Source organism: Raskinella chloraquaticus (SeqCode) (assembly GCF_021731865.1).
Lineage (GTDB): Bacteria > Pseudomonadota > Alphaproteobacteria > Rhizobiales > UBA4765 > Raskinella > Raskinella chloraquaticus.
This window is the reverse complement of sequence record NZ_JAKFWN010000031.1, coordinates 23,542-37,842: the sequence shown is the minus strand read 5'-3', so window position 1 is coordinate 37,842 and position 14,301 is coordinate 23,542. Positions and strand designations below refer to the sequence as shown.

At 61.1% G+C, this 14,301-nt stretch carries 16 protein-coding genes; 9 read left to right on the top strand and 7 right to left on the bottom strand.

All coding sequences use genetic code 11. The annotated features are described in order from the left end of the window. The 6 genes from pyk to ACINK1_RS11335 form a co-directional block, all read left to right on the top strand. Window positions 1-1,286: pyruvate kinase (gene pyk / locus ACINK1_RS11360; RefSeq protein WP_395760129.1), on the top strand; the 1,286-nt coding region annotated here is incomplete at its 5' end. A gap of 71 nt (window positions 1,287-1,357) precedes the next feature. Continuing rightward, window positions 1,358-1,516 carry an aa3-type cytochrome c oxidase subunit IV gene (locus ACINK1_RS11355; protein ID WP_376802616.1) on the top strand — a complete coding sequence of 53 codons (159 nt, stop codon included), beginning with the start codon at window positions 1,358-1,360 and terminating at the stop codon, window positions 1,514-1,516. 81 nt (window positions 1,517-1,597) lie between these two features. Beyond that, window positions 1,598-2,743, top strand: a complete 1,146-nt coding sequence (locus ACINK1_RS11350) for a Re/Si-specific NAD(P)(+) transhydrogenase subunit alpha (RefSeq protein WP_376802615.1) — start codon at window positions 1,598-1,600, stop codon at window positions 2,741-2,743. Further along, the gene (locus ACINK1_RS11345; RefSeq protein ID WP_376802614.1) at window positions 2,743-3,195 is read left to right on the top strand and encodes a proton-translocating transhydrogenase family protein; all 453 of its coding nucleotides are present in this window, start codon (window positions 2,743-2,745) and stop codon (window positions 3,193-3,195) included. The genes ACINK1_RS11350 and ACINK1_RS11345 overlap by 1 nt, the downstream gene beginning before the upstream one ends. 10 nt (window positions 3,196-3,205) lie before the next feature. Next, window positions 3,206-4,606 (top strand): NAD(P)(+) transhydrogenase (Re/Si-specific) subunit beta, encoded by a 1,401-nt coding sequence (locus tag ACINK1_RS11340; protein ID WP_376802613.1) that lies wholly within the window; start codon window positions 3,206-3,208, stop codon window positions 4,604-4,606. Between the two features lie 264 nt (window positions 4,607-4,870). Beyond that, entirely contained in the window at window positions 4,871-5,965 is a 1,095-nt protein-coding gene (locus ACINK1_RS11335) for a patatin-like phospholipase family protein (RefSeq protein WP_376802612.1), read from the top strand. Here the strand turns inward: ACINK1_RS11335 and ACINK1_RS11330 are convergent. From ACINK1_RS11330 to ACINK1_RS11310, 5 genes are all read right to left on the bottom strand, one after another. Continuing rightward, window positions 5,962-6,849 carry a tetratricopeptide repeat protein gene (locus ACINK1_RS11330; RefSeq protein WP_376802611.1) on the bottom strand — a complete coding sequence of 296 codons (888 nt, stop codon included), beginning with the start codon at window positions 6,847-6,849 and terminating at the stop codon, window positions 5,962-5,964. The genes ACINK1_RS11335 and ACINK1_RS11330 overlap by 4 nt on opposite strands. A gap of 117 nt (window positions 6,850-6,966) precedes the next feature. Continuing rightward, entirely contained in the window at window positions 6,967-7,218 is a 252-nt protein-coding gene (rpsU, locus tag ACINK1_RS11325; protein WP_376802610.1) for a 30S ribosomal protein S21, read from the bottom strand. Window positions 7,219-7,456: 238 nt separating this feature from the next. Then, window positions 7,457-8,530 carry a 5-(carboxyamino)imidazole ribonucleotide synthase gene (locus tag ACINK1_RS11320; RefSeq protein WP_376802609.1) on the bottom strand — a complete coding sequence of 358 codons (1,074 nt, stop codon included), beginning with the start codon at window positions 8,528-8,530 and terminating at the stop codon, window positions 7,457-7,459. A gap of 5 nt (window positions 8,531-8,535) precedes the next feature. Continuing rightward, complete coding sequence (gene purE, locus ACINK1_RS11315; protein WP_376802608.1) at window positions 8,536-9,024, bottom strand: 5-(carboxyamino)imidazole ribonucleotide mutase; 489 nt, start codon at window positions 9,022-9,024, stop codon at window positions 8,536-8,538. Window positions 9,025-9,149: 125 nt separating this feature from the next. Next, complete coding sequence (locus tag ACINK1_RS11310; RefSeq protein ID WP_376802607.1) at window positions 9,150-9,374, bottom strand: YdcH family protein; 225 nt, start codon at window positions 9,372-9,374, stop codon at window positions 9,150-9,152. 143 nt (window positions 9,375-9,517) lie between these two features. Here ACINK1_RS11310 and ACINK1_RS11305 point away from each other — a divergent pair, with 143 nt between their 5' ends. Next, complete coding sequence (locus tag ACINK1_RS11305) at window positions 9,518-9,697, top strand: YdcH family protein (protein WP_376802606.1); 180 nt, start codon at window positions 9,518-9,520, stop codon at window positions 9,695-9,697. 153 nt (window positions 9,698-9,850) lie between these two features. Here ACINK1_RS11305 and ACINK1_RS11300 read toward each other — a convergent pair whose 3' ends face one another. After that, window positions 9,851-10,699 carry a lytic transglycosylase domain-containing protein gene (locus ACINK1_RS11300; protein ID WP_376802605.1) on the bottom strand — a complete coding sequence of 283 codons (849 nt, stop codon included), beginning with the start codon at window positions 10,697-10,699 and terminating at the stop codon, window positions 9,851-9,853. 90 nt (window positions 10,700-10,789) lie between these two features. Then, the gene (locus ACINK1_RS11295) at window positions 10,790-12,418 is read right to left on the bottom strand and encodes an acyl-CoA synthetase (RefSeq protein WP_376802604.1); all 1,629 of its coding nucleotides are present in this window, start codon (window positions 12,416-12,418) and stop codon (window positions 10,790-10,792) included. 185 nt (window positions 12,419-12,603) lie between these two features. Between ACINK1_RS11295 and ACINK1_RS11290 the strand changes: the two genes are divergently transcribed. Continuing rightward, window positions 12,604-13,254: a thiamine phosphate synthase gene (locus ACINK1_RS11290; RefSeq protein ID WP_376802603.1), complete on the top strand. Its 651-nt coding sequence runs from the start codon at window positions 12,604-12,606 to the stop codon at window positions 13,252-13,254. Between the two features lie 5 nt (window positions 13,255-13,259). Beyond that, entirely contained in the window at window positions 13,260-14,255 is a 996-nt protein-coding gene (locus ACINK1_RS11285; protein ID WP_376802602.1) for a tetratricopeptide repeat protein, read from the top strand. Window positions 14,256-14,301 lie beyond the last annotated feature (46 nt).

Genomic DNA, 14,301 nt, shown 5'->3' with positions numbered 1-14,301 from the left:
TCATCATCCGTGATCTTGAATCGCGCTTCTCGCGACCCATCGGCATTCTGGTCGATCTGCAGGGGCCAAAGCTTCGGCTGGGTGAATTTGGCGACAACAGCGCGATGTGCCCCACCGGCGCGCATTTTGTCTTCGATCAGGATCCGACACCGGGCGACGCCAAACGGGTCTATCTGCCTCATCCTGAAATCTTTGCCGCCGCCAAGGCCGGTGATGCGCTGCTGATCGATGATGGCAAGCTGCGGCTGCGTGTCGTCAAGGCGGAAGCCTCGCGCCTTGAGGCGGTGGCGGAAGTTGGCGGCAGGCTGTCAAGCCGCAAGGGCATCAGCCTGCCCGATACCGTGCTGCCCTTTACCGCTCTCACGCCCAAGGACCGCGCCGATCTCGAAGCCGCGCTTGAAACCGGCGTCGACTGGATCGGTCTGTCCTTCGTGCAGCGCCCTGACGATGTGGCGGAGGTCAAGAAGATCGCCCGCGGGCGTGCCGGCGTCATGTCGAAGATTGAAAAGCCGGTGGCGGTGGAGCGGCTTGCCGAGATTATCGAATTGTCGGATGCGCTGATGGTGGCGCGCGGCGATCTCGGGGTGGAAATGCCGCTTGCCAAGGTGCCGGGCATTCAGAAGCTGATCACCCGCAGCGCGCGGCGGCTCGGCAAGCCGGTTGTCGTGGCAACCCAGATGCTCGAATCGATGATCACGGCGCCGGTGCCGACGCGGGCCGAGGTGTCGGACGTCGCGACGGCCGTCTTCGACGGGGCGGATGCCGTGATGCTGTCGGCTGAATCGGCTGCCGGCCAGTATCCGGTCGAGGCGGTGCAGACGATGGACGAGATTGCCCGCGAGGTTGAAAGCGACGTTCTTTATCATCAGATCATTGCCAATCAGCGCCAGCCGCCTGAGCCGACGGGTGCTGACGCGATCGCCGAAGCGGCGCGCTCGATTGCCGAGCGCCTCAACCTGGCTGCGATCATGTGCTGGACGTCGTCCGGCTCAACGGCGCTCAGAGTGGCGCGTGAGCGCTCGTTTCGCCCCGTTCTGGCGTTGACGCCGTCAATCTACACGGCGCGTCGCCTGGCGCTTGTGTGGGGCGTGCATTGTGTCAATGTCGAGGATGCGGGCAATCTGGATGATATGGTGCAGCGGGCCTGCCGCATCGCTTTCAGCGAGGAATTCGCCAAGCCGGGGCAACGGGTCGCGATCATCGCCGGCGTGCCGCTGGGGACGCCGGGCGCCACCAACATGCTGCGGATCGCGTTCGTCGGAGCAAGCGCGCTTGATGCGATTTAGGCCAGTTGTGCGGTTGTGGTGCAGGCCCAGTTTTGCCATAAGGGTGCACAGGTGACAGCAAGAGGTTGACGATGGCTGAGAATGCGGGGTTCGAAAACACCAAGCCGGGCGTTAGCGCCATGGATTATGCAGAGCATGAGCGCACCTATGGCCTGTTCCTGGGGCTGACGAAGTGGGTGGTCATTCTCACCTCGGCTCTGTTGGTTGCCATGGCGATTTTCCTCGTCTGATTTTCAATCGCCGGTCCTCGTCCGCCCGGCATTGCCATGGGCGTCGTGCTGGCCCATTGTGGTTTGCGGAGGAGTTCTCCCATGTTGATTGCCATTGCTACTGAAACTGCCAAGGGTGAAGGCCGGGTCGCGGTAACGCCGGATACGGTGAAGCGCCTGATATCCTACGGGGCCGACGTGATCATCGAGAGCGGGGCAGGCCTCGCCTCCGGTATCACGGATGACGACTACAAGGCGCCCGGCGCGCAGATCGCCAAGGGACAGGCGGCAGCGCTTAAAAATGCCGATATCATTCTCAAGGTGCGCCGCCCCGACAGCAGCGAGATCGGCGCCATGAAGTCTGGCGCCATCGTCATCGCCACCATGGATCCCTACGGCCAGACCGCAGCGCTTAACGAGATGGCGAAAGCGGGCTTGTCGGCGTTCGCGATGGAGTTGATGCCGCGCATCACGCGCGCCCAGTCGATGGATATTCTCTCCAGCCAGGCCAATCTCGCCGGCTATCGCGCGGTGATCGATGGCGCAGCGGAATTCGGGCGGGCGCTGCCGATGATGATGACGGCAGCGGGAACGGTTCCGGCCGCCCGCATCTTCGTCATGGGGGCAGGCGTTGCCGGCCTGCAGGCGATCGCAACCGCGCGGCGTCTGGGTGCGGTGGTGACGGCGACCGATGTGCGCCCTGCCGCCAAGGAACAGGTCGAATCGCTTGGCGCCAAATTCATCGCGGTCGAGGATGATGAGTTCAAGCAGGCCGAAACGTCAGGTGGCTATGCCAAAGAAATGTCGGATGGCTACAAGGCCAAGCAGGCTGAACTGGTAGCTGCCCATATCGCCAAGCAGGACATTGTGATTACCACGGCGCTCATTCCCGGGCGTCCGGCACCGACGCTGGTGACCAAGGCGATGGTCAAATCAATGAAGCCCGGTTCCGTCATTGTCGATCTGGCGGTCGAGCGCGGGGGCAATTGCGAAATGTCGAAGGCCGGTGGTGTGAGCGATGCCAAGGGCGTGAAGATCGTCGGCTATCTCAATGTGCCAGGGCGTCTGGCTGCAAGCGCATCGGCCCTTTATGCCCGCAATCTGCAGGCTTTTGTTGAAACCATGATCGACAAGCAGACAAAGGCACTGGCGGTTAACTGGGATGATGAGTTGATCAAGGCAACGCTTCTGACCAAGGACGGGAAAATCGTCCACCCCAACTTCCAGGACAGTAAGGGAGCGGCGTGATGGCTGACCAGACAACTCTCAACGCACTCGTTGAAAAAGCCAGAGCAGCGGCAGAAGCAGCCCAGCTCGCGGCCACCCAGGCGCAGGCCTATGCCGATCAGCTGGCAAGCGCAGCCGGCGCTGCTGTCCATGCTGGCAGCGGCGGGGCGATTGATCCTTTCGTTTTTCGCCTGTCGATCTTCGTGCTGGCAGTTTTCGTCGGCTATTATGTGGTGTGGTCGGTGACGCCGGCGCTGCATACGCCGCTGATGTCGGTCACGAACGCCATCTCGTCGGTCATCGTTGTGGGCGCGTTGCTGGCCGTTGGCGTTGATGCCGCAGCCGGTGCCGATGGCGCGCCCTTCCTTGCCCGCCTCTTCGGCTTTCTGGCGCTGATCCTCGCATCGATCAATATTTTTGGCGGCTTCCTTGTCACCGAGCGCATGCTTGCCATGTACAAGAAGAAGGGGTGAGGGCCTGATCATGCTGAGCGCCAATCTCGCCGCTGTTCTTTATCTCGTTGCCGCCGTTCTTTTTGTGCTGTCGCTGCGCGGCCTGTCCTCGCCCGTCACCTCGCGTCAGGGTAATCGCTTCGGCATGATCGGCATGGCGCTCGCCGCGCTGACGACGCTTCTCTATCATCCGCCGGCAAGCTTTGGCGCCTGGCTGTTCGTGCTGGCCGGCATCGGCATCGGTGGTGGTGTTGGCGCGGTGGTCGCCCGCCGCGTGGCGATGACCGCGATGCCGCAATTGGTGGCAGCTTTCCATTCAGGCGTTGGTCTTGCTGCGGTCTTCGTAGCGGCGGGTGCGCTTTCGGCGCCGGAGGCCTTCGATATCGGTCGGACGGGTGCCATCCACAAGCACAGCCTGGTTGAAATGGTGCTGGGCGTTGCCATCGGCGCCATCACCTTCACCGGCTCGATCATCGCCTTCCTCAAGCTTGATGGTCGCATGAGCGGCAAGCCGATCATGCTGCCGATGCGCCATCAGGTTAATCTCGGCCTCTTTGCCTTGCTGGTTGTCCTCAGCATCGCCTTTGTTGCCAGCGAAAGCCATGTGCTGTTCTGGGCTATCGTTGTGCTGAGCTTCGTTTTCGGCGTTCTCATCATCATACCGATCGGCGGGGCGGACATGCCGGTCGTCGTGTCGATGCTGAACTCCTATTCGGGGTGGGCGGCAGCCGGCATCGGCTTCACCCTCGGTAATACCGCGCTCATCATCGTTGGCGCCCTTGTCGGCTCATCGGGTGCGATCCTCAGCTACATCATGTGCAAAGGCATGAACCGCTCCTTCATCTCCGTCATTCTCGGCGGGTTTGGTGGCGAGGTTGCCGGCGGGTCTGGTGGCGCTGTTGAGAATCGGCCGGTCAAGCAGGGGTCGGCGGAAGACGCCGCCTTCATCATGAAGAATGCGGCAAGTGTCATCATCGTGCCGGGCTATGGCATGGCGGTGGCGCAGGCGCAGCACGCGCTGCGTGAAATGGCTGACCATCTGAAAAAGGCCGGCGTCGACGTCAAATATGCCATCCATCCGGTGGCCGGGCGCATGCCGGGCCATATGAACGTGCTGCTGGCCGAAGCCAATGTGCCCTATGACGAGGTCTTCGAGCTGGAAGACATCAACAATGATTTCGGGCAGGCGGATGTGGCATTTGTCATCGGCGCCAATGATGTGACCAACCCGTCGGCCAAGACCGACAAGACGTCACCGATCTATGGCATGCCGATCCTTGATGTCGAGAAGGCCAAGACCGTTCTCTTCATCAAGCGCGGCATGGGTTCAGGCTATGCCGGCGTCGAGAATGAACTCTTCTTCCGTGACAACACCATGATGCTGTTTGGTGATGCGAAAAAGGTAACGGAAGCGGTGGTGAAGAGTTTGTGAGGGCTTGTAAAGCCTGATCATCTTGGATGGGCGGGACGAGAGGGATCGCTTTTTACCGGCCGGTGTCTGCAAGGCACGGCCTGTCAACCGAGGTTCGCGGCAAGCAATATGTCGTGCGAATTTTATTCCTTTGAGGCGATCGGCGCCTTTCATCGTGACGACAGGCAGGTCCGGGACTTTGTTATGCCTGATGGGCTTCTCCATTATTCGGCGTGCGGTTTTGAAACGATCGGGCCACGACTTTTGCCAAGGCTGGGCTAGCGGATGCGACGCGTCCTTTCGCTTGACGGAGGTGGTGTCAGGGGCGCGGTGATAATCGCGTTCCTCGAAGAGATCGAGCGGCAGGTCGCGGCGATTGCCGGGCGAAGCGTTCGCCTGTGCGACTGGTTTGATCTGATCGGGGGGACGTCGACGGGGGCGATCATCGCTGCCGGGCTTGCGTTGGGCCATAGTGCGGCCGATATGCGCGACTTTTATCGCCGGCTAGCCCCGCGTGTTTTCAAGCGCTCGCCATGGCGGGTCCTCGGTCTCCAGTCGAAATTCGACGCAGCCAATCTGATGCGTGAACTCGATGGAGTGGTGGGTGAGCGCACGCTTGGCAGCGCCGATCTCCAGACGCGACTTGCCATCATCACCAAACGGCTGGATACAGGCAGCCCGTGGGTACTGACCAATAATCCCGCCTCGACTTATTGGGAGACCCCGCCGGACCAATCCTTCATCGGCAATCGCCATTATCTCTTGAAGCAGGTACTGCGTGCGTCTGCGGCGGCGCCTCATTTCTTCGACCCGCAACAGGTCGCGGTCGTCGCCGGCATGCCGCCCGGCCTGTTTGTCGATGGTGGGGTAAGCCCCTTCAACAATCCAGCCATCATGTTGACCATGGTGGCCACGCTACCGCAATATGGCTTGTCATTTCCAACTGGTGCTGGGCACCTCCAGATCGTCTCGATTGGTACCGGCAGCTTCCGCTTGAGGCTTACCGAGAGGCAGGCCAGGAACACCCGAGCCTTTGCGGTGGCGTTGCGCGCCCTTGTCGCCCAACTCAGCGACGCCCAGCAGCAGGTGCAAGCGCTTATGAGCTGGCTTGGCACCAGCCCGACGCCGTGGGTGATCAACAGCGAATTGGGTGATTTGGGGGCGATCCCAGGACCTTGCCAGCCATTATTCCAATATTTGCGCTATGATATCTGCCTTGAGCGCCAATGGCTTCAAGACAAGCTTCAGTATGAAGCGTCAGGCAAGATCATCGATCGACTGCGGCGGATGGATGATCCCACCATGATCCCCGAACTCTATCGCCTGGCGACGCTTGCGGCGCAGCAACAGATACGCTGGAACGATCTTTCGGGAGCTTAGTTGCGTATGCCGAAAAATGAAAACCCGCCCGGCTTCCCGCCACCCTGCAGGCGGTTCAGACCATCGCGGGCGATCGTGTTGTTCTGATCGATATTGATCGCCCTCTGATAGGAGCTTTCGGCCTGGTCTTTCTGACCCAGTTGCTCAAGTGCCACGCCGCGATTGGCCCAGGCATCGGCAAAGCGGGTATCGAGACGGATCGCTTCGGTGAAATCCTCAGCCGCTGATTTGGCATCATTGCCGGCAAGATAGGCGAGGCCGCGGGCGTAATAGGGTTCCGGCGCGGTCGGACCAAGGCCAATGGCGGTGGTGAAATCGTCGATGGCGATATCATTGCGCCCTTGCGCCTGATAGATGAGGCCGCGGTTATGGAATGCCTGCGGATCATCTGATCTGATCTTGATGGCGCGCTCAAAATCGGCGAACGCCTCGCTCATCCGGCCCGCCTGGCGGCTGATCGTGCCGCGCCCGATCAGGGCTGGCGCGTAACCAGGATTGATGGTTATTGCCGCGTTATAATCGGCCAGCGCCAGATCGATGCGCCCCATGCGGCGCTCGACAAGCGCGCGGTTGGTCAAGGCCTGGACATAGTCCGGATTGACGCGCAAGGCCGCGTTGAAATCGTTGATCGCCTCCGCATAACGCCCCTGCTGCGCGAAGGCGGTGCCGCGAATGTTGAGGGCATGAGCATCACGCGGATTCTGGCGAATGACATCGGAAAGCGATGCGAGATTGGCGTCTGGGCTGGCGATGCTCTCGGTGGGCGATTCAGGCCCAAGCGCGCCGACGTCTCCCGGCCTGCCGGCGCAGCCCCCCAGCATCAGCAGGGCGACTGCAGTGAGTGTCGCCCAGAAAAATCGTGAGGATGGTGGTGAATATGCCATGGCCGTCCCGCGTTCCGCTCCGTGCCATAGCACGGGGTCTGCCCGAATTCGCGACCGGAACGTGGTCAAAGAGAGGCGATACCACGCCTCATTACAAAACAGGCCATCGTTCAGTGGCTAGCGCGGGCCGCCCGGACCAGCCATGACCGGCTTCTTGGGGGCTGGCAGCAGACCTTCGCGCTGGGCGCGCTTGCGGGCAAGCTTGCGGGCGCGGCGCACGGCTTCCGCCTTCTCGCGGGCGCGCTTTTCCGAGGGCTTCTCGTAATGGCCACGAAGCTTCATCTCGCGGAAGATGCCTTCCCGCTGCATCTTCTTCTTCAGCGCCTTCAGCGCTTGATCGACATTATTGTCGCGAACGATGACTTGCACGCGTTCTCTTCCTCTTCACGGCTTGCTTTCAGGCCCATCGCAGAGGACCGAAAACTGAAATGCACGACCTTCGATTCCGGTCGCGACAGGATTGCACGGGTTTCATGCAGGCTTTCGGGGCCGCTGCGTCCGCCCCAAAATTGCTCCGGCATCGGACAGCAAAGCCCAATGTGGAGCGTTTCAATATCAAACGACGCTTAATTTGTCTACAAGCTTTGAGGGGATACGATGGCAAAATTCAAGTGAGCGATGGACGGCCCAGCCGCGTCACATGTCCCATCTTGCGGCCCGCACGGGCATGGCGTTTGCCGTAGAGATGAAGATGCGTCGCGGGTTGCGCGATCAGCCTGTCCCATTGTCCCGCATCATCGCCGATGAGGTTGGTCATCACGGCATCATGGGTGCGCCGCGTGTCGCCCAGCGGCCAATGGGCAATCGCGCGGATATGCGCCTCGAACTGCGATACCAGGCAGGCCTCGATGGTCCAATGACCGGAATTATGGACGCGTGGAGCAATTTCGTTGACCAGAAGCTCGCCATCGCCGGTGACGAAGAACTCGACGGCGATCGTGCCGACATATTCCAGCGCCTCGGCGATGCGTCGGGTGGCCTGGATTGCCTGATCAGCGAGCGAGGATGATATGGTCGCGGGTACCGTCGAGGTTGCGAGAATATGGTGGCGATGGACATTTTCCGGCGGATCGAAGGCGGTAAATGAAGCGTCATGGCCGCGGGCGGCAATGACGGAGATTTCGCAGGCAAACGGCACGAAAGCCTCGAGGATGGCCGGTGTGTGACCGATGGCGGCATAGGCGCCATGAGCGTCAGCTGCCGCCGTGATTCGCGTCTGGCCCTTGCCATCATAGCCAAACCTTCGCGTTTTCAGCACGGCCGGCAGGCCGGTGTGGGCGATGGCCGCCTCCAGATCGGCGGGGCTCGAGACCGGATGGAAGGGCGGCACAGCGATGCCAAGATCACGAATGAAGGTTTTTTCGTGCAGGCGGTCCTGGGTCAGCGCCAGCGCGCGCAGTGGCGGCGACAGGCGCACCTTGCCCTCCAGGCTTGCAAGCGGGGCGGTCGGAATGTTTTCACTCTCATAGGTGACGACGTCGACGGTCTTGGCAAAGACCGCAAGGGCGTGCGCGTCGTCAAAGGCGCCGGTTGTGCGCCGCGCGGCGACATCGAAAGCCGGACAATCCTCCTCCGGGGCATAGATATGCACCTTCAGACCAAGCGGCGCGGCGGCAAGCGTCAGCATGCGCGCCAGCTGGCCGCCGCCGAGGATGCCGATGGTGTCACCGGGTTTCAGCATCGCCGTCAGATGGGCCGCTCGGCGACAGCCGCGCTTTGGCGGGCGCGGTAGGCCTCAAGCCGCGTTGCAAGCGCGTTATCCTCCAGTGCAAGAACGGCTGCGGCAAGGAGGGCTGCATTGATGGCGCCAGCCTTGCCGATGGCAAGCGTTCCGACGGGAATGCCGGCCGGCATCTGCACGATCGACAGCAGCGAATCCTGGCCCGACAAGGCTTCGCTTTTCACCGGCACACCGAAAACGGGCAGGGAGGTGAGGGCGGCGGTCATCCCCGGCAGATGAGCCGCACCACCCGCGCCGGCGATGATGATCTTGAAGCCGGCAGCGCGCGCGCCTCTGGCGTAGTCGTAGAGCCGCTCGGGCGTGCGATGCGCCGATACGATGCGCGTGTCATGCTCGATCCCCAACGCCGTCAAGGTTTCGACGGCATGGCGCATCGTTTCCCAGTCAGACTGGCTACCCATGATGACGGCGACCGCCGGCGAGTTTTGCGTCATTGTCGCGCTCCCAGGCAGGTGCGGTATCCGAAATGGGGCGCTGTGGTCAATTCCCGGCCATACTTAATTATGACGCCGCAATGGCAGGTTCATACAAGCTAAGATCGACACGCTGATTGCTGCCGTCAGGCGATAATATCAGGAATGAGGCTGCATTCGATGCTGCCGATCTGGTCTTTCAGCGCCAGTTTGCGCTTCTTCAGCCGCTGGATCTGCAATCGATCAATGATCGAGGCTGCCTGGAGGGCGGCAATCGCCGCATCCAGATCGCGATGCTCTTCCTTGAGATGCGCCAGCAGGCTGCGCAGCTCGGTTTCTTCAGCGGTTTCTATGGTTGAGGCGTCATTCATGGCTGTCAACGACTATGTCCGGGAAGATATCAACGAGCAAGTCACCATGTAACAAGTTTTGTCCTCACAAGACAATTTCGCCCTTCGACAGGAAGTTTGTTTCATGACAAACTGGTGACGCTTAACCATGAGGGAGGCAGTCTATGGCAGTGACCGCGCGCATCGCGGAACTCGAACGGCGCCATCAGATGATGGAGCGTGAAATCGAGTCCACTCTGGCACATCCGGGAACGGACCCGCTTAAATTGGTCGAGTTGAAGCGTAAGAAGCTGCGAATAAAAGAATCGATAGAAAAACTCAAAGGTGGTGCGTCGCTGCACTGAAGCGTTCGTTTTTTTAGATTTGATCTGGCAGGTTCGACCTGTCACGGCGCTGACGCCGCTGCGCCTGATGGCCGGCGGCGTTTTGTTGGGTCCAGCGACCGGTCAGCAGGTCACAGCCAATTGAAAGCGGCGACCTGCCGGGCAAGCCGGCGCTCAGCGACTGGCCTGATAGCCGCTTGCCTCGGCAAGCCGGCTGGCGAAAGCAGCAATCGTTTTGGCGTAGACTTGTGCCTTGTTCCACAACAGGATCGTCTCGAAATTCGGCTGCCCCGGCTCCCAGCCCTGGCCGGGCTTCCAGCCATACCCCTTGAGGTAGTTGGCGGTTGAGGCCAGCACATCAGCCGGGCTGCGCAGGAGGTCGCGCCCGCCGCCATAATCAACGGCATATTTGAGATAGGTAGAGGGCAGGAACTGGGTCTGTCCGAGTTCGCCCGCCCATGCGCCCTTCATGGCTGCGGGCTTCAGATCACCGCGCTGGACGATCTGCAGGGCGGCCAGCAATTCGCCGCGAAACATCGCCGAGCGACGGCAATCATAGGCAAGGGTGGCAAGCGCGCGGATCGACTGGATATTGCCGATATTGGCGCCGTAATCGGTCTCAAGGCCCCAGATGGCGACAATCACCGGGCCAGGAACGCCAAATTCCTTCTCGATGCGCTGGAGGAGGGCAGCATGCTGCTTCAGGAGGCTCGTCCCCTTCTGGACGCGATAGGAGGAAATCATGCGGGCGGAAAACTGCTCGAAGGTTTGCCGGAACACCCCCTGTCCGCGATCGGCATTGTAGACCTTCTGATCATAGGTCACGCCGTCAAGGCTTGCTGAAATGACATCGGGGCGGATGCCTTTTGCGGCGGCCTCGGCACGAAAGCCGGTCATCCACTCGTCAAATGTTCCAGTCGTGCGGCATTTGTCGTTGGGGAGCGCCAAAGCGGGGACAGCCATCACGATAAGCGTACAGGCAGCCAGCAGTGATCGGATGGAATAAGCTTTGAGCGCAGGCATGAGATCCTTTTCCCTTTTGTTCCCGACCGGTATCGGCGACGTCAGACATCGACAATTGCCGCACGGCCTCCGACAGCGTGCAAGACGCGGTTATACAGATTTCGCCATGTCGCGCAGCCTGAATTTTTGAATTTTGCCGGTCGATGTTTTAGGCAACTCGGTGAAGATGACGGTGCGGGGGCATTTATAGGCTGCCAGATGGTCGCGGCACCACGCCATCACCTCGTTCGCGGTAAGGCTGGCGCCGGGGCGCAATTCAACGAAGGCGCACGGCGTCTCGCCCCATTTCTCGTCAGCCTTCGCGACGACAGCCGCTGCCTGGATCGATGGGTGCTTGTAGAGCGTGTCCTCCACCTCGATGGAGGAAATGTTCTCACCGCCCGAAATAATGATGTCCTTCGAGCGATCCTTGATCTGGATGTAGCCATCGGGGTGGATGACGCCGAGATCGCCGGAATGGAACCAGCCGCCATGGAAGGCTTCGGCGCTCGCTTCGCGATTTTTCAGATACCCCTTCATCACCACATTGCCGCGAAACATGATCTCGCCGATGGTCTGGCCGTCAGCCGGCACCTTTTCCATGGTTTCAGGGTTCATGATGGTCAGATCTTCAAGGGCGGCATAACGCACCCCCTGGCGTGCCTTCTTGGCTCCGCGGGCGGCTGGTTCGAGATGGTCCCATTCGGCTTTCCAGTCGTTCACCACTGCCGGCCCATAGGTTTCCGTCAGCCCAGAGAGATGAGTGACGTTGAAACCGGCCGCCTGCATGGCGCTGAGGACCGCTTCCGGCGGCGGGGCGGCGGCGGTAAAAAACGAAACGACATGGGGCAGGGGCTGCTTGTCGGGTTCGGGCGCGTTGAGCAGGGTCGACATAACGATGGGCGCGCCGCACAGATGGGTTACCTTGTGTCTGGCAATCGCCTCGTACATGGCCGGTGCCCGGACCCAGCGCAGACAGACATGGGTGCCGGCCACTGCCGACAGCGACCAGGTGAAGCACCAGCCATTGCAGTGGAACATCGGCAGCGTCCACAGATAGACAGGGTGCTTGCCCATGGCGGTCGTCACCACATTGCCTACCGCCAGCAGCGAGGCGCCACGATGGTGGTAGACGACGCCTTTCGGATTGCCAGTCGTGCCGGACGTGTAGTTGAGCGAAATCGCGTCCCACTCGTCATCCGGCATCAGCCAGTCGAAGGCGGGATCGCCCTCGGCGATCAGTGCCTCATAATCCAGGGTGCCGAGACGCTCGCCCTCGACCGCAAATTCCGGGTCGGCGTAGTCGACAACCAGCGGCTTCACCTTCGCAAGGGCAAGGGCCTCCTTCATCACCTTCGAAAATTCAAGATCGGTGATGATGACTTTGGTTTCGGCGTGATCAAGCGTGAAGGCGAGAATGGCCGCATCAAGCCGCGTGTTGAGTGTGTTCAACACGCCGCGTGTCATCGGCACGCCGTAATGAGCCTCCAGCATGGGCGGCGTATTGGCAAGCATGACAGAGACCGTATCGCCCCGCTTGATGCCGCGCCGGGCCAATGCGCTGGCGAGGCGCCTGGAGCGGGCGTAGAAATCGCGATAGGTGATGGCCTGCCGGCCATGGAGTATGGCGGTGTGGTCGGGGAAGGTGAGGGCCGAGCGGGCCAGGAAGGTCAGCGGCGTTAAAGGCTGGAAATTCGCAGCGTTCTTGTCTAGGTCACGATCATAGGCAGCCGCAGACATGGTTGTTCCTCCGTATTCTTCAGGGGTGATCCTAAGCGCTGGAGCGCGCCGTCACAATGTGCATGAATGATATGCAGCCATTTGCTTGAGCAGATACCGTAATGTTGCCGCAAATCGTCATGCGGATATGGTCGGGCTTGTGATCGCTCACTGATGCGCTGCAGCCGCAGGATGATGGACAGCTTATGACTAAATCGAAGAAAAACCGGGATGAGGGCGAGATTGTCCGGCTCCGCACGCGGCTCTTTCTGGTTGCGTCCCTCACAGCAAGCGAGGGCCTTGAGCATCTGGCGGCAGCACTGACGGCGGGAGATGTCGCCAGCGTGCTCATCGCCGAACCGGCGGTCGAAGGCAAGGCGTTCGCTGCGCTGGCAAGGCCGTTCGTCGAACTGGTGCAGAAACGCGATGTCGCCGTTATTCTGCGCGGGGATGCGCGTCTGGTACAACGTTTCGGCGCTGATGGCTTCCACAGCGATGGCGATATCACGGCGCTCGAAGAGGTGATCGCGGCGCTGTCACCGGGCCTTATCGTCGGCGCTGCCAACCTGCCGACACGCCATGCGGCGATGGAGGCGGGTGAAGCGGGGGCTGATTACGTTTTCTTCGGTCACCCTGACAACCCGCAAGCCAATGATCCTGACATGCTGCTGGAGCGTGCCGAATGGTGGCAGAGCCTGTTCGTCGCCCCGTGCGTGATATGTGCGCCTGATCTGGCGAGTGTCGGCGGGCTGGCGCGGGCGGGAGCGGATTTTATCGCGCTGGGTCCACGGATCTGGCGCAGCGGCGATGACATCCGTGCAGCCCAGAGCGCTATCGACGCGGCATTTGCAGGGTGATGAGCATGAAAAATTACCCGATGCTGGTGATCTGCGCATGCGCCACCATCATCACCTCCACGCTTCACGCTGCCGAGGACACATCGCGACCGGTGCCGTCGTTTCGTCCCCGTGTCTCGTCTGTCGAAGTGAATTCGTCCGCACCCGATGGCCCGAGCGATGATGCGTTCGCCGCCTACCAGCGCGGGCGCTTTCTCACCGCCTTTCACCTTGCAACCGTCAAGGCCGGTGAGGGTGACCGGGCAGCGATGACGCTGCTGGGTGAGCTCTATTCCCAAGGGTTCGCCGTGCCTCAGGACTTCAGCAAGGCGGGTGACTGGTACGCGCTTGCCGCGGCGCGGGGAGATCGGGAGGCCCGGTTCGCGCTGGCGCTGCTGCATCTGCGGGGTAGCGGGGTCAAGCGTGATCGCCAGAAATCATACAATTTGTTCAAGCAGGCATCCGGCGCCGGCCATGTCGAAGCAGCCTATAACCTTGGCCTGCTGGAGCTTGAAGGGATCAACGGGGCGCCTGATTTTTCCGCAGCCGCCAAAGCGTTCCGCCAGGCAGCGGAAGCGGGAAACAGCGATGCGCGCTATGCCCTGGCGCAGATGCTGATCAGCGGCGAGGGGGGTCCACCCAATGCGGTGGAAGCCAATGAGCTTCTCCGTCTGGCTGCGCAAGAGGGATTGGTCGAAGCGCAGATTGATTATGCCATCCGCCTGTTTCGTGGCGAAGGCATCCGGGCTGACGAAACGGCGGCAGCCGGATGGTTACAGCGGGCGGCCGGTCATGGTAACCCTATCGCCCGCAATCGACTGGCACGCCTCTATTTCCTCGGGCGTGGCGTTCCCCTCAACGTTATCGAGGGTGCGATGCTGCATATGCTGGCGCGCGATGAGGGGCTGGCGGACCCGACACTTGATATCGAGCTGTCGAAATTGACACCGACCGAGCGGGCGCAGGCTGATATCAAGGTGCGCGAGGTAAAGAACGCAAATGAGATATCGCTGCGGCGCTGATGGGCAAACGGCACAAAGCCTGTTAATTAGCCGCCGGCCGTGAGGC

Coding starts and splice junctions, on each gene's coding strand:
- ACINK1_RS11355 (WP_376802616.1), top strand. CDS start 1,358: ATGGCTGAGAATGCGGGGTTCGAAAACACCAAGCCGGGCGTTAGCGCC.
- ACINK1_RS11350 (WP_376802615.1), top strand. CDS start 1,598: ATGTTGATTGCCATTGCTACTGAAACTGCCAAGGGTGAAGGCCGGGTC.
- ACINK1_RS11345 (WP_376802614.1), top strand. CDS start 2,743: ATGGCTGACCAGACAACTCTCAACGCACTCGTTGAAAAAGCCAGAGCA.
- ACINK1_RS11340 (WP_376802613.1), top strand. CDS start 3,206: ATGCTGAGCGCCAATCTCGCCGCTGTTCTTTATCTCGTTGCCGCCGTT.
- ACINK1_RS11335 (WP_376802612.1), top strand. CDS start 4,871: ATGCGACGCGTCCTTTCGCTTGACGGAGGTGGTGTCAGGGGCGCGGTG.
- ACINK1_RS11330 (WP_376802611.1), bottom strand. CDS start 6,849: ATGGCATATTCACCACCATCCTCACGATTTTTCTGGGCGACACTCACT.
- ACINK1_RS11320 (WP_376802609.1), bottom strand. CDS start 8,530: ATGCTGAAACCCGGTGACACCATCGGCATCCTCGGCGGCGGCCAGCTG.
- purE (WP_376802608.1), bottom strand. CDS start 9,024: ATGACGCAAAACTCGCCGGCGGTCGCCGTCATCATGGGTAGCCAGTCT.
- ACINK1_RS11310 (WP_376802607.1), bottom strand. CDS start 9,374: ATGAATGACGCCTCAACCATAGAAACCGCTGAAGAAACCGAGCTGCGC.
- ACINK1_RS11305 (WP_376802606.1), top strand. CDS start 9,518: ATGGCAGTGACCGCGCGCATCGCGGAACTCGAACGGCGCCATCAGATG.
- ACINK1_RS11300 (WP_376802605.1), bottom strand. CDS start 10,699: ATGCCTGCGCTCAAAGCTTATTCCATCCGATCACTGCTGGCTGCCTGT.
- ACINK1_RS11295 (WP_376802604.1), bottom strand. CDS start 12,418: ATGTCTGCGGCTGCCTATGATCGTGACCTAGACAAGAACGCTGCGAAT.
- ACINK1_RS11290 (WP_376802603.1), top strand. CDS start 12,604: ATGACTAAATCGAAGAAAAACCGGGATGAGGGCGAGATTGTCCGGCTC.
- ACINK1_RS11285 (WP_376802602.1), top strand. CDS start 13,260: ATGAAAAATTACCCGATGCTGGTGATCTGCGCATGCGCCACCATCATC.